Origin of the sequence: Mesorhizobium sp. M0518 (assembly GCF_040321125.1) — a bacterium.
Lineage (GTDB): Bacteria > Pseudomonadota > Alphaproteobacteria > Rhizobiales > Rhizobiaceae > Mesorhizobium.
The window spans coordinates 149942-172116 of the sequence record NZ_JAMYQY010000013.1 but is presented as its reverse complement, the minus strand read 5'-3'; the positions used below and the strand labels follow the sequence as shown (position 1 = coordinate 172116).

20 protein-coding genes and 1 pseudogene are annotated in these 22175 nt (G+C 60.3%); 16 read left to right on the top strand and 5 right to left on the bottom strand.

All coding sequences use genetic code 11. The annotated features are described in order from the left end of the window. Nucleotides 1-490: 490 nt before the first annotated feature. The 3 genes from NKI66_RS20010 to NKI66_RS20000 form a co-directional block, all read right to left on the bottom strand. A complete protein-coding gene (locus NKI66_RS20010; RefSeq protein ID WP_352752695.1) occupies nt 491-793 on the bottom strand; it encodes a Crp/Fnr family transcriptional regulator in 303 nt (100 codons plus the stop codon). A gap of 86 nt (nt 794-879) precedes the next feature. Continuing rightward, the gene (locus NKI66_RS20005) at nt 880-1272 is read right to left on the bottom strand and encodes a cyclic nucleotide-binding domain-containing protein (RefSeq protein WP_352752693.1); all 393 of its coding nucleotides are present in this window, start codon (nt 1270-1272) and stop codon (nt 880-882) included. Nucleotides 1273-1726: 454 nt separating this feature from the next. Further along, nucleotides 1727-2623 (bottom strand): hypothetical protein, encoded by an 897-nt coding sequence (locus tag NKI66_RS20000; protein WP_352611434.1) that lies wholly within the window; start codon nt 2621-2623, stop codon nt 1727-1729. 726 nt (nt 2624-3349) lie between these two features. On the opposite strand from NKI66_RS20000, the pseudogene bluB reads away from it, so the two are divergent. The 4 genes and pseudogenes from bluB to NKI66_RS19975 all read left to right on the top strand — a co-directional run bounded on the left by bluB (nt 3350) and on the right by NKI66_RS19975 (nt 7476). Beyond that, nucleotides 3350-3968, top strand: a pseudogene (gene bluB, locus NKI66_RS32675) (5,6-dimethylbenzimidazole synthase). Between the two features lie 315 nt (nt 3969-4283). Beyond that, entirely contained in the window at nt 4284-4460 is a 177-nt protein-coding gene (locus NKI66_RS19985) for a class I SAM-dependent methyltransferase (protein ID WP_023762808.1), read from the top strand. Between the two features lie 421 nt (nt 4461-4881). Next, the gene (gene glmS / locus NKI66_RS19980; RefSeq protein WP_352752690.1) at nt 4882-6702 is read left to right on the top strand and encodes a glutamine--fructose-6-phosphate transaminase (isomerizing); all 1821 of its coding nucleotides are present in this window, start codon (nt 4882-4884) and stop codon (nt 6700-6702) included. Between the two features lie 519 nt (nt 6703-7221). Next, the gene (locus tag NKI66_RS19975; RefSeq protein WP_023735822.1) at nt 7222-7476 is read left to right on the top strand and encodes a helix-turn-helix domain-containing protein; all 255 of its coding nucleotides are present in this window, start codon (nt 7222-7224) and stop codon (nt 7474-7476) included. Nucleotides 7477-8395: 919 nt separating this feature from the next. Here the strand turns inward: NKI66_RS19975 and NKI66_RS19970 are convergent. Continuing rightward, nucleotides 8396-8785, bottom strand: coding sequence for a hypothetical protein (locus NKI66_RS19970; RefSeq protein ID WP_023735820.1), 390 nt, complete (start codon nt 8783-8785; stop codon nt 8396-8398). Nucleotides 8786-9188: 403 nt separating this feature from the next. Here NKI66_RS19970 and queC point away from each other — a divergent pair, with 403 nt between their 5' ends. The 3 genes from queC to queE are packed head-to-tail and all read left to right on the top strand — an operon-like array spanning nt 9189 to nt 10974. After that, complete coding sequence (queC, locus tag NKI66_RS19965; RefSeq protein WP_023766604.1) at nt 9189-9887, top strand: 7-cyano-7-deazaguanine synthase QueC; 699 nt, start codon at nt 9189-9191, stop codon at nt 9885-9887. Further along, nucleotides 9887-10243: a 6-carboxytetrahydropterin synthase QueD gene (gene queD, locus NKI66_RS19960; RefSeq protein ID WP_023673552.1), complete on the top strand. Its 357-nt coding sequence runs from the start codon at nt 9887-9889 to the stop codon at nt 10241-10243. The genes queC and queD overlap by 1 nt, the downstream gene beginning before the upstream one ends. Then, nucleotides 10240-10974, top strand: a complete 735-nt coding sequence (gene queE / locus NKI66_RS19955; protein ID WP_352752688.1) for a 7-carboxy-7-deazaguanine synthase QueE — start codon at nt 10240-10242, stop codon at nt 10972-10974. The genes queD and queE overlap by 4 nt, the downstream gene beginning before the upstream one ends. Before the next feature lie 335 nt (nt 10975-11309). Here queE and hemN read toward each other — a convergent pair whose 3' ends face one another. Beyond that, the gene (gene hemN, locus NKI66_RS19950) at nt 11310-12659 is read right to left on the bottom strand and encodes an oxygen-independent coproporphyrinogen III oxidase (RefSeq protein WP_352752686.1); all 1350 of its coding nucleotides are present in this window, start codon (nt 12657-12659) and stop codon (nt 11310-11312) included. Nucleotides 12660-12813: 154 nt separating this feature from the next. On the opposite strand from hemN, the gene NKI66_RS19945 reads away from it, so the two are divergent. The 9 genes from NKI66_RS19945 to ccoS all read left to right on the top strand — a co-directional run bounded on the left by NKI66_RS19945 (nt 12814) and on the right by ccoS (nt 22124). Further along, entirely contained in the window at nt 12814-13560 is a 747-nt protein-coding gene (locus NKI66_RS19945) for a Crp/Fnr family transcriptional regulator (protein ID WP_023766606.1), read from the top strand. A gap of 548 nt (nt 13561-14108) precedes the next feature. Continuing rightward, nucleotides 14109-15719 (top strand): cytochrome-c oxidase, cbb3-type subunit I, encoded by a 1611-nt coding sequence (gene ccoN / locus NKI66_RS19940; RefSeq protein WP_352752684.1) that lies wholly within the window; start codon nt 14109-14111, stop codon nt 15717-15719. Nucleotides 15720-15730: 11 nt separating this feature from the next. After that, nucleotides 15731-16462 (top strand): cytochrome-c oxidase, cbb3-type subunit II, encoded by a 732-nt coding sequence (gene ccoO, locus NKI66_RS19935; protein WP_023735813.1) that lies wholly within the window; start codon nt 15731-15733, stop codon nt 16460-16462. 11 nt (nt 16463-16473) lie between these two features. Continuing rightward, complete coding sequence (locus NKI66_RS19930; RefSeq protein ID WP_023735812.1) at nt 16474-16623, top strand: CcoQ/FixQ family Cbb3-type cytochrome c oxidase assembly chaperone; 150 nt, start codon at nt 16474-16476, stop codon at nt 16621-16623. Between the two features lie 2 nt (nt 16624-16625). Next, entirely contained in the window at nt 16626-17489 is an 864-nt protein-coding gene (gene ccoP, locus NKI66_RS19925) for a cytochrome-c oxidase, cbb3-type subunit III (protein ID WP_023809313.1), read from the top strand. Nucleotides 17490-17618: 129 nt separating this feature from the next. Then, nucleotides 17619-19178 (top strand): cytochrome c oxidase accessory protein CcoG, encoded by a 1560-nt coding sequence (gene ccoG / locus NKI66_RS19920; protein ID WP_352752682.1) that lies wholly within the window; start codon nt 17619-17621, stop codon nt 19176-19178. After that, complete coding sequence (locus NKI66_RS19915) at nt 19175-19672, top strand: FixH family protein (protein ID WP_352752680.1); 498 nt, start codon at nt 19175-19177, stop codon at nt 19670-19672. The genes ccoG and NKI66_RS19915 overlap by 4 nt, the downstream gene beginning before the upstream one ends. Then, nucleotides 19669-21957: a heavy metal translocating P-type ATPase gene (locus tag NKI66_RS19910; RefSeq protein WP_352752678.1), complete on the top strand. Its 2289-nt coding sequence runs from the start codon at nt 19669-19671 to the stop codon at nt 21955-21957. Before NKI66_RS19915 ends, NKI66_RS19910 begins: the two co-directional genes overlap by 4 nt. Next, on the top strand, nt 21954-22124 hold the full coding sequence (gene ccoS, locus NKI66_RS19905) for a cbb3-type cytochrome oxidase assembly protein CcoS (RefSeq protein ID WP_023762793.1): 171 nt from the start codon (nt 21954-21956) through the stop codon (nt 22122-22124). Before NKI66_RS19910 ends, ccoS begins: the two co-directional genes overlap by 4 nt. The last annotated feature ends 51 nt before the right edge of the window (nt 22125-22175 follow it).

Sequence of the window (22175 nt, the reverse complement as noted above, 5' to 3'; positions counted from 1 at the left end):
TTCGAAAAGTCCCGAAACAGCCTTCCCGGACCACAAGTCTTGTGAGGCAAGATAAGGCTATGCCGCCAATCGATCTGTTCGGCGCCCAAAGCGGTTGTCCGCACATGCCTTGAACTGGGCTGGTGCAATGAGTCTCGCCATTGCTCCAACCAGCGCATGAATGCCTGCTTAATCGAGGTTAGACGGCAGTGCGCCCCAAGATCCTCCTCGATATCGCCTCAGATGCTCTTCGAAAACCTCCTTTACGGACCGAGTCATCTCGGGTCCCCTTTGCAGTGGCCGGAAGGTGGTGCACAGCCGTATCGTGCTTCGGAATCCTGAATGGATGCGAGGGGCGGTTTCCCTGGGGCGGCGCATGCAGCGGTGCCGGCATGACAGCTTCGTCTTGGATCTGATGCTCGACAACGTCGGCGGTGAAGGCTCTGTTTAGGCGGCTTACCCGGACATGGCCTCAATGCAGGAGATCGGCCATCTCCCTGTTCGAGCACATTCATTGGCGATCAGGCGCCTGCGGCCAAGGCAGTTGGCTGATTAGCCGAGCGTATTCGGCTTCAGCCCTGCCATACGACCCGTCAGCCAGCGCAATCAGACGCGTGCGATCAAGGATAACGACCTCTCCTCGCATCGATCGTATCAGACCTTGCCCCTCTAACATTTGCAGCGCTATGGTGACGCCGGGCCGCCTGACACCGAGCATGACTGATAAGAACTCGTGCGTAATCGCCAAGCGGTTTCCGTCGACGCGATCATCACACATCACCAGCCATCTTGAGAGCCTATCGACGATGTTCATCCGGGCATTGCTGAGCGCGGTGAAGCTTGCCTGGAGGTGAAAGTAGTGAACGTAGCGGAGCAGAAAAGTTCGCAGGGTTGGGCTTGTCAAAAGGGCGCCTTGGTGAAGAGGCCCGCGTCGATAACAAAGGCGCGGGCTTCTAATTGCACGTAACAATCGTGCGTTGATCGGTCATCGCCCATGATAAGCGCTGAGCCGGTCATGCCCTCACAACCAATGATTCCGATCTCAGCTTCAATACCAGGCCGCAGTTCGCCCACCACTGACCCGAGACCGCTCTCGAAGAAGTACACGGTTCTGATTGGTGACCCCGCCACTTCGAGATGCGTCTTCAGTCCAAGGGAGACGCTTTCCAAGTGAGGTTGCAGCAATGCCAAATCTGCCGAGCACATTCGAAGCAGCAGCGAATTGCGATAGATGGAATTTTGGCGGGTGTCGCGTTGCGCGGCAGTGTGAGTTTGTGAACTGGAGTCTGTCATAGCTCCCTCTCCCTATTGGGGCGGAAGCATGTTGATCGCTCACAGCCGACGGACGCCCTTAGAGTTGCCGTCGATGGCACACTGTATGCCTGCGAACCCCGGATGTCCCATTTTTTTGATTAACTGCCTTGACCGGCGCGAGCCAAGGTTTGGCGCGCCCGCGCTAACACGGCATTCAGATACCCAGTCCTTACGGAGGCCTCACCGCACAGGGCGGTGCGCACTCCGGCTCGACGACGGCTGTCGAAATCAGACTGCTGTGGATGCACTACCATTGACCGGTACTAGGATTCTCGACCTCGCCGATAAGCTCGTCTGTACAGCAAGCGGCCTTCCTGCCTATCCCAATATCAAAAGTCAAACCCGCCGCAGATGCATATGCCTGGCAGCATGTGTCGGTCTTTGGCCACGCATCTGCGACACCGAAATCAAGTAGCCCGCCATGGCGCGACCCTCAATCTTCCACTTCAGGGAGCCTGCCCTGCCATTCAAGGTCAGTCAGCACTTCGGCCTCCACAGTCATATTTTCCGCGAATTCACCGGCATGTTCGGCGAGAAGCTTTCTCGCCGCGACGACCGCTGAACGCTTTCCTTCGCACTTCTCGTGGAACCTGGCTACGCTCTGGCCTACGTGGTCGCCGTTCCATTTTATTACGCCCACTATGGCATACCAGACGCCTTTCCCGGTCCTGCGACGTCGCAGAATTTCGAGTCGCTGATCTGCCAACTGGGCGATGGCTTGGTAGAGAAGTTCGTGCTCCGGGCGGTCGGCACCTCTCGAACGAGCCTCATGGGCAAAGCCCTTCAGGCTAGGCTCCTTAAGTTCAGCTACTGCGTGCGAAATCTTCCACAGATTTGCGGTAGCCTCGTCGAGTGCGTGCCGAGCATCATAGGTAAGCGGTGGTCGCTTCACCGAAACCCCCTGCGCGGATCTCATCTTGTCCGACTTCACCTTCGGCCAGATGTCTGCGGCAATCCTGTCGAGTTCGGCCTTGCCCACTACCCAGCGGTGCTCCTCCTCAGCCCTCTTCTTGGAGAGCTTTGGCTGAAGTGCCACCACCGTTCCCTTGTTGTCGGAATCATTGAAGGTGGCGCTCATAATGTCGCTAGTCGACCGTGTGAGGCCCTTTCGGATATCGCCCGCAGCATCGAAAACCCAATAGGCTCCTTGGGCATCTAGAATCCGATTCGGCGCGGTGCCTTCGTTCTCAACTATCACCGAGACGACCCGCTGGCGTGTGCCGGCGTATTGCGGGAGAGCGTCCTTTCCGAAGATCATTCCCTCTACAAGCCGCCGCGATAGCCGCAGAGGTTCGCTGTTCTCCGGGAATATGTAGTGACGACTGGACACCCGGCTTCGCTCCTTCGATCGCCGAAACGCGATGGCACATTCATGGTAGGCGGCTGTCTAAAGATTGCAGTATCAAAACTCATTGGCAGCATTTGATCAACTATCGCTCACGCTGCTGGATACGAGCAGCTGTCGCACTTCGCCGGAGACAAAAAAGTCAACCGCGAACTGTGAGAGGGATGAGTCCCAATTGGGTGATGCCTGACACTGGTGGAAGGCGAAACTGCGGGCGACTGGAAGCTCAGCGATGCCCATGAAATTGGGCAGCTGGTGCTGGTCCGGCGCTATGACGTCAGACGATGGTATCTGCCGAATGACCTGGGGAACCTTCGGGGACATCGAGGCCGACGTGGTCGGAAGCAAAATGAGTTACAGGCGGTGCGGCAGGAACGAGTATATGCAAGCTGAGACGCCTGTCGCCGTCGCCGCGTTCTAGGCCGACGTTCTCCGCATTCCGAGGCTTGGTGAGCGATACGGGTGCGCCTGAGTGTCAATGGCGCATTTAGCAAAGGCCCTGGCACATGATTCACCGCCGTGCGAGCTGATCGAACCTGGTTTGCTGGATTGCATCGTAATAGCGCCGCCCACCAGGAAACATTTTTTTATCGTTTGCGGTTAGGGCCGCATGGCGCGCTTGTCGGACGCAACAAGCCAGCTTGGGCAATAGGCAGCTGGCAATCCACACCGTACTCCCTACTGCAATCCCTAGCCCCGAACGAGACCGCCATGCCGTCACCTCCCGATTTCGCCGACGATTTTCGGGCCGGGCTGATCACGCTGCTGCGCTGGCGCAGGGATGTGCGGCGCTTCGAGCCGACGGCTCTGCCGGAGGGCAAGCTGGAACGGCTGCTCGAGCTCGCCAGCATTGCCCTGCGTTGGCCTCAGCCAGCCCTTGCGCTTCGTAGTGGTCGACAGCCTCGAGCGGCGCACCGCCGGTGAGAGACTGCTTCGAACGCTGCAATGCCGAGGCGCTCACGTGCTTTTCGGGAGAGCGCGCTGCACTCTATGCCCGGCTGAAGCTTGCCGGTCTCAACGAGGCGCCCTGTCAGTTCGCGGTTTTCGCCGACCGCACGACCGGACAAGGCCTTGGGCTCGGTCGCATAACCATGCCGGCGACCATCGACTATTCGGCCGTCATGGCGGTGCACACACTGTGGCTAGCGGCGCGGGCGGAAGGCATCGGCATGGGCTGGGTGTCGATCCTCGATGTGACCGAGATGGCCGAGATTCTCGACACGCCGCCCGAGTGGACGCTGATCGGTTATTTCTGCCTCGGCTAGCCTGCGAGGAGCACGACATGCCCACCTTGGAACGCGAGGCGGCCGCCGGTGGTAATCAGCGGTAGGGGGGTGCCCATCACTTCGTCTCTTCCCTGGCGATGAGCTTGACGCAGATCGGGTCGCCCTTCGCCATCGGGGTACATTGCGATTCCGGACCGAAGCCGAAGTTCGTGTTCTTGCCAAGGCCAGGAAAGAGCACTGACAAACCGGACCGCAGCGAAGATGGCGCTGGCGGCAACCGGGCTGAAGCCGGGCATGGAGGTGGTCGACCTCTGCTGCGGCGACGGCTGTGCCGATCGCCACGGTCGCCCGCCATGTCGTCGCCATAGACATCGACGCCGACCAGCTGGAGGCCACGCAGCGCCGCTACCGGCGCCGGCGTGACCAATTGCGAATTCGTCGCCGGCGACGCCTATGAACTCGCTACTCTGGTGTCACGCCCCGTCGACCTCGTCTTCATGGCCAACGCTTTCCATGGCGTCCCGGACCGACCGCGGCTGGCACGTGCCGTGCGCGAGGCGCTCGCCCCCGGCGGGCATTATGCCATCGTCAACTGACACCGGCGCCGCGCGAGACGACGACGGTCCTGGGCGAGCCGCGCGGCCCGCGAAGCGAACTCAGGCTGTCGCCGAGACAGACCATCGCCGATCCCGAAGTCGGCGGCACAATGCTTCTACATGCCGGACTGCCTGACTAGGGCTCGCAGGCCGGTCGTCCGTCCACTGTCCAAGGCCTGCTGGCCTTTCTGAGGCCGTGATCCTGCCGCGAGTGAGTCTGCGATTCTCATAAGAGCGTTAGGCGCGAATAGAACTTTAGGTCCCCACAGCAGCCGACCTATCCAGGGGGTGGATGGTAGTGATCACTACAATCAATTGTACCAATATTATGGAATCCTACTACAAGGCCGCCACTTAAAGCGGCCGGATGGGTATCCGTCTCGCGTGGGCTGATGCTGCCCGCAAAAATGCGGAGACGAACATGTGCGGGATTGTTGGCATCGTTGGGCAACAGCCGGTGTCGGATCGGTTGATCGGCGCGTTGAAGGGTTTGGAATATCGCGGCTATGATTCCGCCGGCGTTGCGACGATCATCGACGGTGTCTTGCACCGCCGGCGCGCCGAGGGCAAGCTCGTCAATCTCGAGAGGCGACTGAAGGAAGAGCCGCTGAGCGGCAAAGTCGGCATCGGCCACACGCGTTGGGCAACCCACGGGGCCTCGACGGAACGCAATGCGCACCCGCACTTTACCGACGGTGTCGCCGTCGTCCATAACGGCATCATCGAGAATTTCACCGAGCTGAAGGACGAATTGGCGGCGGATGGCGCCGAGTTCCAGACCGACACCGACACCGAGGTCGTTGGGCATCTCTTGGCAAGATACCGCCGCGAGGGCATGAGGCCGCAAGAGGCCACGCGTGCCATGCTGAAACGCGTCAGGGGCGCCTATGCTCTTGCCATCCTCTTCGAAGATGAACCGTCGACCATCACGGCGGCGCGCAACGGACCACCGCTGGCGATCGGTCACGGCGACGGCGAGATGTTCCTGGGCTCCGACGCGATCGCTCTTGCGCCCTTCACCAATGAAATTACCTATCTCATGGACGGCGACTGGGCCATTGTCGGCAATTCGGGCGCCCATATCTTCGATATCGACGGCCATCCCGTCGAGCGTCCGCGCCATATCTCCACGGCCGCGGCCGATCTGGCCAACAAGGGCAGCCATCGCCACTTCATGGAGAAGGAAATATACGAGCAGCCCGAGGTCATCGCCCATGCTCTTCGTCATTACATCAACATCATAGAGGGTCGCGACATGGTTCCTGGCATCGATTTCGCCAAGGTTCCGAGCTTGGCGATCTCTGCCTGCGGGACCGCCTATCTCGCCGGACTGATCGGAAAATACTGGTTCGAGCGCTATGCGCGCCTGACGGTTGAAATCGACGTTGCGTCTGAATTCCGTTACCGCGAGATCCCTTTGCCGCCGCAGTCCGCGGCTCTTTTCATTTCGCAGTCCGGCGAAACCGCCGATACGCTTGCATCGTTGAGGTACTGCAAGGAGCGTGGGCTGAAAATTGGCGCTATCGTCAATGCCTGCGAATCGACCATCGCTCGGGAGGCCGATACGGTCTTCCCGATCCTTGCCGGACCGGAGATCGGCGTCGCCTCTACCAAGGCTTTTAACTGCCAGCTTGCCGTTCTAGCCGCACTCGCCATCAGCGCCGCCAGAGCCCGCGGGACCGTCCCCGAAGGCGAGCTGCAGGCACTCGTCAGGAGCCTCGCCGAATTGCCGCGCGTCATGGGCCAGGTACTCAACAGCATCCAGCCGGAGATCGAGTTCTTGTCGCGCGAACTGTCAAAGTGTCGTGACGTCCTGTATCTCGGCCGTGGCACCAGTTTCCCGCTAGCGATGGAAGGAGCGCTGAAGCTCAAGGAGATTTCCTACATCCATGCCGAAGGCTATGCAGCGGGTGAATTGAAGCACGGGCCAATCGCATTGATAGACGAGAACATGCCGGTGATCGTCATCGCGCCCCATGACCGCTTTTTCGACAAGACCGTCTCCAACATGCAGGAAGTGGCTGCCCGTGGAGGGCGGATTATCCTGATCACCGATAAAAATGGGGCAGCCGCATCGAAACTCGACACCATGCACACGCTCGTGCTGCCGGTAGTCGACGAGATTATCGCGCCAATGATCTTCTCGCTGCCGATACAGCTTCTTGCCTACCACACGGCGCTCTTCATGGGGACAGATGTAGACCAGCCGCGCAATCTCGCAAAATCGGTCACGGTCGAATGATTGTGAACCTGTACAGATGGCGAAGCTCTCGATGGAAAGCTACCCTTTGTCTGGATCCGGATGAAAACCAGATGACCAGTGTTTGCTGGAATTTGGAATCCCTTTTTTCGGCCGGTCGATCGGGGCACAGGGCGATCGAGCTTCCTAGAGCCGACGTCAGCACGCAGCCGGGGGCTTTCAAGAGTGGGTCTTTCGCTCCCCCGCCGGTGGAGATTGGCCGAAGGAAGCAGTGTCCGTACCGGGAGTTCGAGTTGGTGTTCAGAGTTCCAGGGCCCCCTCCTGAGATGGCCTGATCGGCTGTAGCGCATCCGACCTGCGATCCTTCGCGAATAATTCTCGCCGTTGGCTTTCTTGATTAGAAGGAGGTGAGCCGCCATATTCCGACCCAGCTCCTAATTCAGGCGGCCCATTCCATGGATGAGGCCGGTCCGGCTGAATGGACGTCCATTTTTTGATTTGCTTGGTCTGCGCCGCCGGGGGGTATCTCCCGAGGGAGCTCCCATGTTCTTGGAGATGTTTATGAACGATTCGCGCATTCCCGAACCAGTCTTGACGGCTATGTCGCAGGGGACCCACATCGTCCGCGCTTATCGTGAGCACCTTGGGTATTCGATCGAGGACCTGACGGTCGCGAGCGGGCTTGCCGCTGAGGAAATTCAAAACATCGAGCGAGGTCTGAGGTACAACAAGGGATATCGGGATCGGATAGCGAGATCGCTTTCCATACCTGTGGGAATCCTTGAGGCAGAGTCGCACATTTCGGACGCCGCCTGATCGGATGATCCGCAATGGGTGGACTACCGCTCTTGTGATGTGAAGCTTGCGGCTGATTGTAGACGCTGATTCCGTTGGGATGCCTCTGGCGCAGTACCGCCAAGAGAATCTCGTCAACTTTCCGATGCAGGAACCCTTCACATGGGCTCGCGAACAACAAGGCGATATAGCCGCCCGGAGTGCTACGAAACGTGCACGAGGGCATCGGCTCGCGACGAAGGATTGTAACGGCGAACTCTTGGTAGTTCGGCGAGGCGATGCTGGCGCTTGAGCATCAACTCGGCCTACGAGAGTGGCTACTGGCTGAATCGGCCAACATGGCCGGCATCGCGCCGCTCTGAAAATAACATGGCGGGCATCCTGACGTTTCCGGGTTGACTATGGGTGTTCGAACCACGAAAAGGGGCCGCTCTTCGTGAGTGGCGTGCGCCGGCAGTCTAACCCCAAGCCCCCCCGCCCAGGCTGCCGGCGCGCTTCTAGAAAGATCGAGGTAGGCACTCGCTGCGCTCTGCCCGCCGACACCTTGTGCTTCCTTCAGCGAGTCCAGCGGACCACCATGGGTGTTGCCAGTTCTGGTGCTTACCCACGTCCATTTGCGATCTCGGGTCATTGAGAGTACCGCAAGCACCCTCTCTGCTGGATGGCAACGCGGCTCGCGCCGCCCGTATGCAGCGCAAGCTCCATGCATGAGGTCGTCCCTTCAAAATACTTGATGCAGTTGCGCTTGCGTAGCTCCTTGCATGCGCTCGATGCCAGGAGGAGACCTCTGTCTAAACGCTCGCATCGATGCAACGCCGTTGATCACCATCATCGCGGCGACCGCTTCGCGGGGGCCGCAGCCGTTTTGGAGCATGACGATCATGCCGGCGCCATCGCAGTGACGCACATGCAAAATTCACAGATGCATTCTCGCCCAATGCTAGGTGCCCAGCATATGTCCGGCATCCCGCAACGCGGCTACGAAGAGACGGGCATTGCCGTTGGCATCCATCTTGGCCTGCATCGACAGGGGCATCCTGTGCCAGCTCTCCAAGGACGCAATGTAATGTGAGAACATACCGTTAACGATGCAATAGTGGGTAACTAGGCCGTGTACATCCAACGCCAGCACGCCGAATTGGCCGCCGTGATATCGGATGGCTGCGACCCGCTGGACCTGCGCGTCACCGTCGATCCGCACGTCGAAAAGCAGGATGCCGCGGCTCCTGGTGGCTATCTCGGCGGCTTTTTCAGCGAAGCTCAACGAGAGCGAGCGGACGCTTTCGACTGCCATCTGTAAAACCATCAAGTTCAGTTCATCCACTGACATAAGGTACCTGTGCGCAAGACATGGGTGATTGCAATCGACCACACCGCTTGTTCACAGATGTCGGCTCATCACCGATTATTCAGGGTTTGCCGGTCATCTTTGCGGCAAGCCATCCGGGCTCCTTGTACCCTGCAACCGTTGCAGTGGCGTCCCTCGGCGCTCGGAACCGCCAGGCTCTGCTCGTCGAGAACTTTGTCCGCGAGCAGCGGCCGCTTGAGCATTCCGCTGAAGCGTGACGTCTCATCAGTCCGTGTCCGTGCAGCTCACCGCGAGGGCGTTTTGCGCACCGCACGCAAGCGCACGAAACTGGTCTCCGTTCACTTCACAAAATGGTTTTCCTGAAGTACTGGAGCGCAGAGAAATCTCCGGTCGCAGCCTACCCGGTTAAAACAAGGACCCAACGATGAAGACTCTCGTCGTCTGCTCCGGCGGATTGGATTCCGTTACTCTTGCTCACAAGGTGGCAGCGGAGCACCAGCTTACCGGCCTGCTATCGTTCGATTACGGCCAACGGCATAGGAAGGAATTGGGCTTCGCCACCCTTTGCGCGGAGCGCCTGGGCGTCCCGCAGCGAATCATCGATATCCACGAGATCGGCGGCGGCCTTTCCGGCTCCGCGCTGACCGACAATGTGGACGTGCCCGATGGGCACTATGCCGAAGATACGATGAAGGTAACGGTGGTGCCCAACCGGAACGCCATCATGTTGGCCATTGCCTTCGGCCTCGCCGCAGCGCAAGACGCTGACGCGGTGGCGACGGCCGTGCATGGTGGGGATCATATTGTCTATCCCGATTGCCGTCCGGCCTTCATCGATGCTTTCCAGATGATGCAGGACCACGCGCTCGACGGCTACGCGCAGATTCGCCTTTATGCACCCTATGTGAACCTGACGAAGGCGGACATTGTTAGGGATGGAGCCACATACGGCACGCCCTTTGCGCAGACCTGGTCCTGTTACAAGGGCGCCGAGCGTCATTGCGGGAGGTGCGGGACCTGCGTCGAGCGGCGTGAGGCGTTCCACATCGCCGGGCACCCGGACCCAACCGAGTACGAGGACTCCGACTTCTGGCTCGGAGCGCTGCGAAGGACCACCGCGTAATGTTCCGCATCACCAAGGAATTCCACTTCTCAGCCTCGCATCAGCTCACCTCATTGCCACCCGATCACCAATGCGCGCGCCTGCACGGACATAACTACATCGTCGAAGTGGAGCTTTCAGCGGATGGACTGGACGATCACGGCTTCGTGCGCGACTACCACGATTTGGCGCCATTCAAACGCTACATCGACGAGAGCTTCGACCACCGACATCTCAACGACGTGCTGGGACACGAGCAAGTCACGGCGGAATATCTGGCCAGACATTTCTACGACTGGTGCAAGGCACGCCTGAGCGAAACCGCGGCCGTGCGGGTGAGCGAAACGCCGAAAACCTGGGCGGAATACCGGCCATGACCAATACGCATCCCGCAATCCGCGTTAGCGAGATTTTCGGGCCGACGATCCAGGGCGAGGGCGTGCTCATAGGTTTGCCGACGATCTTCGTCAGAACCGGCGGGTGTGACTTTCGCTGTTCCTGGTGCGACAGCCTGCATGCTGTGGACAATCAATTCCGCCATGAATGGGAGATGATGTCCGTCGGCGCGGTGTGGAAAAATGTGCTTGCGCTTTCCGGTGGCCGCCCGCTTATGGTGTCACTGTCAGGCGGCAATCCGGCCATCCAGCCGCTCGGCGCGCTCATCGACCGAGGCCATGGTGACGGTTACCGTTTTGCGCTGGAAACCCAAGGTTCGCTTGCCAGGGACTGGTTTGCGCACCTTGACGTGCTGATCCTCAGCCCAAAGCCGCCGTCAAGCCAAATGACGACAGATTGGGCCGCTGTCGAGGCGTGCCTCCAGGCGGCACAAGGCAAGCCCCAAATCGTGCTCAAGCTCATTGTTTTCGACGAAAGGGACTACGCCCACGCGAAAGACGCCGCTGCGCAATTTCCGCAACTTCCGATCTATCTGCAACCCGGCAATCACACGCCGCCACACCCGGCAAATGATGACGCGCCCGTCGACCTTGACGGAATATTGAAGCGCATGGAGTGGCTGGTTGACAGCGTGACCCGCGACAAATGGTTCGAAGCCCGCGTGCTACCGCAGCTGCACGTTATGCTCTGGGGTAACAAGAGAGCCGTCTAGGCCAAGCCCTTTCAACCGGAACTGCACCGGCATATTCGGGTGAACGGGTGGTTCAACGTTGACCGCGCTGCCGGGGTGCTTGCGGACTTCTGCCACCGGCCCAAGTGTTGTCAGCCGCTTGCACGGCACCTTGCATTCTCCTTGCAAGGTCGAAGGGAGCTGTCGCCGACAACCATGATCTCACAGGCAGGGCATGAGCGGGCGACATCGTCGCCATGCCAAGACGCGTCTGGTCCGCTTCGAACCGTCTCGGCCGACGGTCGCCGGTCAACAGTGGAAAACGATCGCAATCGGTTCACGATCGAGTGAGAGCCATGACCGTTCCTCTGCGGTGCTCAGACTGCCGCCGAGTGCCTGGCCGTTCCAGTTTCGAAATATTTGTCGAACTTGGCCGCGATGCTTCGGACGAAAGGGCGACTTTCAGCCGGCACAACGAATCTGTCGCCATCAAGTTCAAGCAATCGAACCGGATCGTGGAGGGCCATGGAACTTGACTGAAGGAGGAGCCTCTGGCCGGCCTCGCCGAAGCGTTCCACCAGATCGATGGCCGAGAAGGCGAAGTCGCACATCAAACGTTCGATGATCCAGCCGCGAACGCGGTCGTCGTTGGAAAGTGCGATACCCCGAACAGCGGCCAGCCCGCCGTCATCAACCGTGCATCGATATTCGCTGGTCGAAGGCATGTTCTGCGCATAGCCCTGCCGAAACTGGCTGATGGACGATGGGCCTAGCCCAATCAAGGTTTCGCAGCAATCGTCGGTGTAACCCTGAAAGTTCCGGTGCAGTGTTCCGGCGCGGGCGGCAAGGGCCAGGGCATCGCCGGGTTTGGCGAAATGGTCGAGGCCGATTGCTTCGTACCCCTGGTCCACGATCGCCCGCGCCGCCAGTTGCAATTGAGCAAATCTCTCCGCGGGACCGGGCAGCCATGCCTCGTCTATCATGGTCTGATGTTTCTTGAACCACGGCACATGGGCGTAGCCAAAAAGCGCTATCCTGTCGGGTTCCAAGGTCAGCGCCTGCGCGACGGTGGAGGAGACGCTCTCCCTCGTCTGGTGCGGCAAGCCGTAGAGCAGGTCTAGATTGACCGATTCGACGCCGCGCGAACGAACACCGTCGACTACCGCTTTGGTCTGCAAAAAGCTCTGCTCGCGGTTGATTGCCTTCTGAACCTTCGGATCGAAGTCCTGGACGCCGAGGCTCGCACGGGTCGTGCCGATTTCGGCAAGCGCATCGAGGCGGGCATCGTCCATATCATTGGGTTCGATTTCAACGCTGATCTTGGCGCCGGGAAGAAAGGCGAAGCTGTTGCGCAGGACGCTTCCCAGCGCCACAATATCCTCAGGTTCCAGCATCGTCGGGGAACCGCCGCCGAAATGAACCGCGCGAACTCGGCCCTTGCCGATAACAAGGCCGCCAACCGTGGCGATCTCCGCATACAGCGAGCGCAGATAAGCGGCCACCGGCTCGTAGTGGCGGGTCTGTTTGGTATGGCACGCGCAGAACCAGCAGAGCCTGTCGCAATAGGGAATATGCAGGTAAAGCGATATCTCGTCACCACCTTCGAGCGCCTCCAACCAGCCTCGGTAAACGACGGCATCGACGCCCGCATGGAAATGGGGCGCAGTCGGATAACTGGTATAGCGCGGGACGTTCTCGCCAAGTCTGGCAGCTAGCTTTTGTCGCATGTCGTGGTCCACCGTGTTTGCGTCGCCCGAACTGTGGATGCTTGGATGAGCCTAAGCCCTGATTTCGATCAACCTTCAGCACGGACAAACTGCCGCAAGGATTTTTCTACCGTGGATTGCTATCCTGCCCGCACTGGACCGGTAGAGCGATCGAATGACATTACGGCAGGATATTCACAGTTCCGGCATTCCCGTTCTTTGCCTGCCTTGCGAGGCACGGCGCCGCGGTGTCTGTGGCGCGCTCGAGCCAGACGATTTGGCTCAGCTCGCCAAGACGTCGTCGCGGCACAATATCGAGCCGGGGGTCGAACTGATCGGCGACGCCGAGGCGGTCGACTGTTATTCAAACGTGCTTTCAGGCGTGGTGAAGCTCACGAAGAGCCTTTCGGACGGCCGCCAGCAGATCGTCGGTCTCCAGTTCGCGCCGGATTTTCTGGGACGGCCCTTCAAGATGAAAAGTGCGATCAATGCGGAAGCGGCAACAGCTGTCTCGCTATGCTCGTTTCCGAGAGCGGCCATCGAACGGATGATGAAGCAGTCACCCGAATTTGTGCATCGCCTGCTCAAGCAGGCGCTGAACGAACTTGACGAGGCCCGCGAATGGATGGTGACTCTGGGGCGCAAGACCGCACCAGAGAAGGTGGCGAGCTTTCTCCTCATGATTGCCCGGAACATCGACTCCAATGTTGACCCGGCGGCTAGGTCGGCGTGCTTCGAGCTGCCGATGACGCGTGCCGACATCTCTGATTTCCTTGGAATCACTAACGAGACCGTGAGCCGTCAGCTGACCAGCCTGAGAATGGACGGCGTGATTCGGATCGAGAACAACCGCCGCGTCACCGTGGACAGCATGAGCCGGCTGGAACGGCGCTGCGGCGGCCGAGGCGCAATAGCCGTTTGAATGACACGAAGCTGCATGGCCCACGCCACTTACTTCATTCGGGGCAGGGCATGCTCGCGTTGGGCTCAGAAGACATCGCGTAGCGACAGCCCGTTCTAATTCCGATCGTATACGCCAGTTGCGTTTGGGCTCGTCGGCGAAGCATCCACACTTGGCCGAAGTCAATATGCCTCATACGCAGGCGAAAATCGCCGTCCAAACCATAAATGTAACGAAGGCAGCGCAACGCTGGCGCTGGCTGTTCCAAGGCATTGAAACGATCGACGTTCGGTAAGGCATCGGCCTGCTTACCAGCGTCACAGAAGGTGCGCTTCCCCACACGCCCGCGATCGCCTCCATACCCGGGCCCCAACTGGGGACGCCGGGCCTGTCCATAAACCGGCGGCCGCTGCTGCACTTCCACATTCGGCACAGTCTGATCGCACCGAACTCGATGCTGCTCGAAGCAAAATGGTGCGGCTCTGACATGGATCAGGGCGAGCAGGCGACGGCTGCGCAATAAGGCACCGCGGTTTGGCATCCGCCGGAATTGGAAATCGGGGCTTGCGATGAAATTCGGCAAAGAAATCGTGCTTCTAAGCCTGTTCGCATTCGCGGCTTTGGTGGCCGCTGGCGCTGGGGTGGATGAACCCTTTCGCCAGCATATGTGGGTCTTGTTCTTCGCCTTGGCTGGCTTCACTGCGATCCTGTTGCGCAACACTGAGTTCAAGCCTGCCGCGCCGATCGACCCGTCCGCTTACATGGACGGGCCAATCCGCTATGGCGCCATCGCCACCATGTTCTGGGGTGTCATCGGCATGCTTGTCGGCGTGGTCATCGCGCTGCAGCTTGCCTATCCTGATCTCAACATCCAGCCCTGGTTCAACTTTGGCCGTTTGCGGCCACTGCATACGTCGGGAGTCGTCTTCGCCTTCGGCGGCAACGCGCTGCTTTGCACGTCTCTCTATGTCGTGCAACGCACCTGCCGCGCCCGGCTGTTCGGCGGCGATCTCGGCTGGTTCGTGTTCTGGGGCTACCAGCTCTTCATCGTCATGGCAGCGACTGGCTACCTGCTCGGCATCACCGAGAGCCGCGAATACGCCGAGCCCGAATGGTATGTGGACATCTGGCTGACCATTGTCTGGGTCGCCTATCTCATCCTGTTCCTCGGCACGATCCTGAAGCGCAAGGAACCCCACATCTACGTCGCCAACTGGTTTTACCTGTCCTTCATCGTCACCATCGCGATGCTGCATGTGGTCAACAACCTCTCCATGCCCGCCTCCTTCCTGGGCTCGAAGAGCTATTCGGCTTTCTCCGGGGTCCAGGACGCTCTGACGCAATGGTGGTATGGCCACAACGCCGTGGGCTTCTTTCTGACCGCCGGCTTTCTCGGCATGATGTATTATTTCGTACCCAAGCAGGCGAACCGGCCGGTCTATTCCTACCGGCTGTCGATCGTCCATTTCTGGGCAATCATCTTTCTCTACATCTGGGCTGGACCCCATCATTTGCACTACACCGCCTTGCCCGATTGGGCGCAGACGCTCGGCATGGTGTTCTCGATCATGCTGTGGATGCCGTCATGGGGCGGCATGATCAATGGCCTGATGACGCTGTCGGGCGCCTGGGACAAGCTCCGCACCGATCCGATCATCCGCATGATGGTGATGGCCATCGCCTTCTACGGCATGTCCACCTTCGAGGGTCCGATGATGTCGATCAAGACGGTCAACTCGCTGTCGCACTATACCGACTGGACCATAGGACACGTCCATTCCGGCGCACTCGGCTGGGTCGGCATGATCTCGTTCGGCGCGCTTTATTACATGGTGCCGAAGCTGTGGAACCGTGAACGACTCTATTCGCTGCGCCTCGTTACCTGGCACTTCTGGCTGGCGACGCTTGGCATCGTCGTCTACGCGTCGGTCATGTGGGTGTCCGGCATCATGCAGGGCCTGATGTGGCGCGAATACGACGAGCAAGGCTTCCTGGTCTACTCCTTCGCCGAGACCGTCGCCGCCATGCACCCCTACTATGTCATGCGCGCCATCGGCGGGGCCATGTACCTCTCCGGCGCCCTGATCATGGCCTGGAACGTCGCCATGACCATCCTTGGCTACCGGCGCGAGGAGGATCCGAGGCCCGGCTCCGTTCCCGCCCTCCAGCTTGCGCGATGATGAGACAGAAAATGAGGTTGATGAACAGACACGCGGTCATCGAGAAGAACGCTACACTTCTTCTCCTCGGGTCGCTGCTGGTCGTGACAATCGGCGGCATCGTCGAGATCGCGCCGCTCTTCTATCTCGACAACACGATCGAGAAGGTCGAAGGCATGCGGCCCTACTCGCCGCTCGAACTCGTCGGGCGCAACATCTATGTGCGTGAGGGATGCTATCTCTGCCATAGCCAGATGATCCGCCCGTTCCGTGACGAGGTCGAGCGCTATGGGCATTACAGCCTGGCGGCCGAGTCGATGTATGATCATCCCTTCCAGTGGGGATCGAAGCGCACCGGACCGGACCTCGCTCGGGTTGGCGATCGCTACTCAAATCTTTGGCATGTCGAGCACCTCACGGACCCTCGTTCCGTGGTGCCGGAATCCATCATGCCGAGCTATGGCTTTCTGAAGGATACGCCGATCGCGGTGAAGGATTTCTCGACGCATCTGGTTGCCAACAGGCGCGTCGGCGTTCCCTACTCCGACGACATGGTCGCTAACGCCAATGCTGATTTGATGGCGCAGGCTGATCCCAATGCCGACACGTCCGGCCTCGAGGCCCGCTACCCCAAGGCCAGGATCGGCGATTTCGACGGTGATCCGCAGCAAGTCACCGAAATGGACGCCCTGGTTTCTTATCTCCAGATGCTCGGCACGCTTGTCGATTTCAAGAACTACGATGAGACCGCCGGCTACCGCTGAGGACAATGGCGATGACGTACAATTTCATGCGGGAGTTTGCTGACAGCTGGGGCCTGCTTGCCATCGCTCTTTTCTTCATCGGATCCGTTGCCTTTGCACTTCGCCCCGGCAGCCGCAGGCAAGCCGGCGAAGCAGCTCAAATTCCTCTGAAGGAGGACTGATCATGAGCAGCGATCACATTGACGAGGTTTCCGGCATCTCGACGACCGGTCATGAGTGGGACGGCATTCGCGAGCTCAACAACCCGCTCCCGCGCTGGTGGGTCATCACCTTCTACATGACCATAGTCTGGGCGATCGGTTACACAATTGCCTACCCGGCATGGCCGCTGTTGCACTCCGCGACAAAGGGCGTACTTGGCTATTCCAGCCGCAACGAAGTCAAGAACGAGTTGTCCGCGGCCGAAGCGGCAAAGGGCAAATATGTCGCCGCAATAGAGTCGAAAAGTGTTTCGGAGATTGCTGCGGATGACACGCTGCGCGAATTCGCCGTCGCTGCCGGCGCCGCCGCGTTCAAGGTCAATTGCGTGCAGTGCCACGGTTCCGGCGCCCAGGGCTCCAAGGGCTTTCCGAACCTAAATGACGACGACTGGCTGTGGGGCGGCGAGGTGGACCAGATCCAGCAGACGATCGCTCATGGCATCCGCTTCGCCTCCGACCCGGCTACGCGCCTGTCGGAAATGCCGGCCTTTGGCGACATCATCACCGCCGATCAGATCAAACAGGTCAGCACCTACGTTGCCAGCCTGTCCGGCACTGTCGGCGATCAATCGTTGGTCGCGCCCGGCGCCAAGGTCTTCGCCGAAAATTGCGTGGCCTGTCACGGCGACAATGCAAAAGGCAACAAGGAACTCGGCGCTCCAGATCTGACCGACGCCATCTGGCTCTACGGGTCAGGCGAAGCGGCCATCGCCGCCCAGGTCACCGCGCCGAAACAGGGCGTGATGCCGGCCTGGGGCGCGCGCCTCGGCGAGACCAAGGTCAAGGAACTGGCGGTCTACATCCATTCGCTTGGCGGCGGAGAATAGGAGCAGAAGCCTATTCTCGTCCTCCCCCTCCCGCCAAGCGACGAGGCCCGGCGCAAGCCGGGCCTCGGCATCATCCAGAACCGATGAGTCGGTTTCCGGCGAAATCGTCGCTGGTGACTGGAGCTTCTCGTGCTTGATAACACGCAAATAGAAAGGATCGAACCCACGCCGGTCAACTCCGCCAAGGTGCGTCAGCCAATGTACGCTGCGCGCAAGAAGATCTTCCCGAAGCGGGCCTCGGGCAGCTTTCGCCAGTTCAAATGGCTGGTGATGGCGGTCACGCTCGGCATCTACTATCTGACGCCGTGGCTGCGCTGGGATCGGCGCTCGTTTAGCCCGGACCAGGCCGTGCTGCTCGATGTCGCTAACCGGCGTTTCTATTTCTTCTTCATCGAGATATGGCCGCAGGAATTCTACTATGTCGCCGGCCTTCTGGTCATGGCCGGCGTCGGTCTTTTCCTGATCACGTCGACTGTCGGCCGTGCCTGGTGTGGCTACACATGCCCGCAGACCGTATGGGTCGACCTGTTCCTGGTCGTCGAGCGCGCGATAGAGGGCGACCGCAACGCTCGTATCAAGCTTGATGCCGGTCTCTGGACCCCCCGCAAACTCGTGCTGCGGGTATCGAAACACGCCATCTGGCTGATCATAGGCGCGCTGACGGGCGGCGCCTGGATCTTTTATTTCGCCGACGCGCCAGCGCTGCTCGGCGAACTCTTCACCGGCACCGCAGCCCCCGTCGCCTACATCACCGTCGCCGTGCTGACGGCGACGACCTACACGTTCGGCGGGCTGATGCGCGAGCAGGTCTGCACCTATATGTGCCCATGGCCGCGCATCCAGGCAGCCATGCTCGATGAAAGTTCGCTCACCGTCACCTACAATGACTGGCGGGGCGAACCGCGTTCGCGTCATGCGAAGAAGGTGCAAGCTGCAGGGCAGTCCGTCGGCGACTGCGTCGACTGCAATGCCTGTGTCGCGGTCTGCCCGATGGGGATCGACATTCGCGATGGCCAGCAGCTCGAATGCCTTACCTGCGCGCTCTGCATCGACGCCTGTGACGGCGTCATGGACAAGCTCGGCAAGGAGCGTGGGCTGATCGCCTATGCGACGCTCTCCGACTACAACGCCAACATGATGCTGGCGACTGCAGGCGGGTCCAGCTCAGTCAATCCGGCGCTGGTCAGGACGGATGACGGCCTGTTTTCGGACAGAGTGGCGCATTTCCACATCCGCAAGATCTTTCGGCCACGCACCTATGTCTACATGGCTATGTGGTCGCTGATCGGCCTGGGCCTCCTCTACTCGCTGCTGACGCGCGACCGGCTCGAAATCAATGTCCTGCACGACCGCAATCCACAATTCGTGACGCTCTCCGACGGCTCGATCCGCAACGGCTACACCGTCAAGCTGCTCAACATGATCCCCGAGCCGAGGACGATCGTCGTAACCATGCAGGGCCTTGAAGGCGCTGACATGGTCGTCGTCGGCGACGACATCCCCGCAGGCCGTTCCTTCACCATTCCGGTCGAACCCGACCGCCTGAAAATGCTGAGGGTCTTCGTTCGCCAGCCGGCGGACCAGATCCGCGCTCCGGCACAGACCTTCAAGTTCCGCGTCGAGGACAGAGCCAGCTTCGAGTCGAACGAGTACACCGCCACCTTCAACGCGCCGGAGACTGCCAGATGAGCGCCAGAACACAAAAAACCCGCGAATTCACCGGCAGGCACATGTTGGCCATCATCCTGGCCTTTTTCGGTGTGGTCATCGCGGTCAATCTGACCATGGCCACGCTCGCCAACACGAGTTGGACCGGCCTGGTCGTCGAAAACACCTATGTGGCGAGCCAGCAGTTCAACAGGAAGGCCGAGGAAGGGCGGGCGCAGGCAGCCCTCGGCTGGACCGGCAAGCTGACCATCGCATCGGGTGAAGTCCGCTACGGCCTCACCGACGCCGCCGGCAAACCGGTTCCCTTGCATGGCGTGAAGGCGCTGTTTCGCCATCCCGCTTACGAAAAAGAGGATGAATCCATCAAGCTCGTCCTCGCCTCGGGTCAGGAATTCGCCGCGCAGCACATGCCGAAGGATGGTGTCTGGATCGTCGAAGTCGACGCCGATGCCGGCCTGGATAAACCGTATCGCGACGTGCGCAGGATCGTGATTTCCCATGGAGCGCTGCAATGAGCTGTTGTGCGCCAGGTGCTGAAATGGCGCTGGATATGGTCAGCGTGACCTCGGCCCTGCCGTCCAGCCAGGAAATCAAGCTGGCGAGCCGATCACTTGGCGACGACCTTCATCAGACCGAGCTTTCGATACCGGCCGTTCGCTGCGGTGCCTGCATTCAGACTATCGAGACGGCATTGGGAAAGCTCGATCATGTCGAAGCCGCCCGCGTCAACCTGTCAACGAGGCGGGTGTCTATCCGCTGGCGCGGCGACGACGTTCCGCCATTCGTCGCTATCCTCGGACGCCTGGGCTACCAGACACATCTGTTCGAAGCCGACACCGATACAAAGGACAAGACGCTCTCGGAGCTCATCCGCGCCGTCGCTGTTGCGGGCTTTGCGGCAGGCAACATCATGCTGCTTTCGGTCTCGGTCTGGTCCGGTGCCGAAGGCGCGACACGCGATCTGTTCCACTGGGTCTCGGCGCTTATCGCCATCCCTGCACTCGCCTTCGCCGGCGGCATCTTCTTCCGCTCGGCCTGGAATGCGTTGCGCCACGGTCGCATGAACATGGACGTGCCGATCGCGGTCGGGGTGTCGCTGGCATACGCCATGAGCCTCTATGAGACGATCACCCATGGCGACCACGCCTATTTCGACGCATCGGTGTCGCTGCTGTTCTTCCTCCTGATCGGCCGCACGTTGGATCATGTCATGCGCGAACGTGCCCGGACCGCCGTGAAAGGCCTGTCCCAGTTGGCCGCACGTGGCGCCATGGTGCTGCGCGGCGATGGTGCACGCGACTATCTGCCGGTTGGCGAGATCGAACTTGGCATGCTGCTGTTGATCGCTGCCGGCGAGAGAATCCCCGTCGACGGCAAGATCATTCAAGGGGCCTCGGATCTGGACTGCTCGTTGGTTTCCGGCGAGAGCACGCCTCGAAGCGTTGCAGCAGGCGAAGCCGTTCAGGCCGGTATCCTCAACCTAACCGGCCCGCTGACGATCGAGGCGACAGCCGCCGCGAAAGATTCGTTTCTGGCGGAAATGGTTCGGCTCATGGAAGCCGCAGAGGGCGGCCGCGCGCATTATCGCCGGATCGCCGATCGTGTTTCAGCGCTCTATGCCCCGGTGGTTCATCTCACAGCCTTCGCGACGTTCCTTGGCTGGATGGCGGCGACCGGTGACTGGCACCGGGCGATAACCATCGCCATTGCCGTTCTCATCATCACATGCCCGTGCGCGCTCGGCCTCGCCGTACCGATCGTCCAGGTGGTCGCGGCGCGGCGCCTGTTCGAGAACGGCATCATGGTCAAGGACGGTTCGGCCATGGAGCGCCTGGCGACGATTGATAGAGCGGTGTTCGACAAGACCGGAACGCTCACCCTCGGCCAGCCCCGGCTGGTCAATGCGGACTCGATTGATCCGGCCATGCTGGCAATCGCGGGAGACATGGCTGCGCACTCGCGTCACCCGTTTTCAAAGGCCATAGCCGGCTTTGCCCGCCTTGGCGGGCAGCACAAATTCGATGCCGTCACCGAGCACCCGGGATTTGGCATCGAAGCCTCTGACGCCGGAAGCACCTGGCGGCTGGGCCGGCGCGGATGGGCTGGATGGAAGGCCCGGACCGGCGGCGAAGGCAAACATGGCTATGGCGGAACGGTGCTGACAAAAGACGGGTTCATTGTCGCGACCTTCGATTTTGAGGACGCGCTGCGCGCCGACGCCAGGGCGGCGATCGGGCAATTGACCCATGCTGGGATGTCGGTGGAAATGCTGTCGGGCGATACGGCGGCAGCCTGTGCCGAGGTTGCGACAGGGCTGGGTGTCGATGACTTCGTCCCCTGCCTGCTGCCGTCCGGCAAGGTTGAACGCATCGAGACGCTGGCGAGGGACGGGCACAAGGTTCTGATGGTTGGCGACGGGCTCAACGATACGCCGGCGCTGAGCGCTGCGCATGTCTCGATCGCACCCGCCACCGCCGCCGACATTGGCCGCAATGCAGCCGACTTCGTTTTCCTGCGCGAAAGCCTCTTGGCGGTCCCGCTGGCTGTTGACGTATCGCGCAAGGCGGGAAGCCTGATCCGACAGAACATAACAATTGCGATCGTTTATAATGCTGTTGCCGTGCCGATCGCCATTCTGGGCCATGTTACGCCTCTTATCGCCGCGGTCGCGATGTCAGCCTCGTCATTGCTCGTGGTTGGAAATGCCATGCGTCTGCAAGGCTTCGCAACGGGTGCGTCGTCCGCAATTGCGCGGCAAGACAGGCCCGCGCGGGCCGGCGCCTTGGCTCAATCGTCATGACGACGCTCGTCTACCTCATCCCCGTAGCGCTATTCCTTGGCGCACTCGGCCTGTCCGGCTTCCTTTGGGCGTTGAGAAGCGGCCAGTACGAGGATCTCGATGGCGCGGCGGAGCGCATTCTCATCGACAGCGACGACGGCGCGGAGAATGCCACTCGTTCCAAGTGACTCAGATCAACGCGCCGCGGGTCGGGATGTCCTATCGTCGTCCGACGAAAG